Raw genomic sequence first — 519 nt, 5'->3', positions numbered from 1 at the left:
AACCATACTACTTTAAATGGAACTTTTTAGACAAATTACAGCAAATAATGTAGAATTAAAAGAATATGCTTTTTGGAAAGAATTAGCAATGGAAGCATATTTAATTGAAAATGAAGAAATACTAAAACTGGATAAACAAAATTTTAATGATGTAAATATTCTAGATGCTGAAATTGCTCTTAAAAAAGGCAGAAAAAGTGGAGATGGAAGAATTGATTTACTAGCAAAATATTCTGCGGAATATCTTGGAATTGTTGAAATCAAATTAAATGAAATCAACGAATCGAGTTTATTACAACTTCAGGATTATTTAGATCAACGAAATCAAATTTTAATTGACAATCCTGATTATTGGTCGGAAGAAACACAACCAAAATGGATTGGAATATTAGTTGGTTGCAATATTTCAAATGAACTAAGAGATAAACTTAGTGTAGGATATGAATATAATGGAATTCCGATTGCGGGAATGACTTTAAAGCGATTTAAAAGTTCAAACAATGAAATTTTTGTTATATC

At 27.6% G+C, this 519-nt stretch carries 1 pseudogene; it reads left to right on the top strand.

What is annotated here, in order from left to right:
- Window positions 1-16: 16 nt before the first annotated feature.
- Window positions 17-519 (top strand): annotated as a pseudogene (locus AC23MB_RS14360) (hypothetical protein); the annotation flags it as partial.

It is taken from the genome of Soonwooa sp. T0.1_25 (assembly GCF_057652215.1).
Note: the sequence above shows the minus strand (reverse complement) of the source record. Positions and strands in the feature narration are given on the sequence as shown.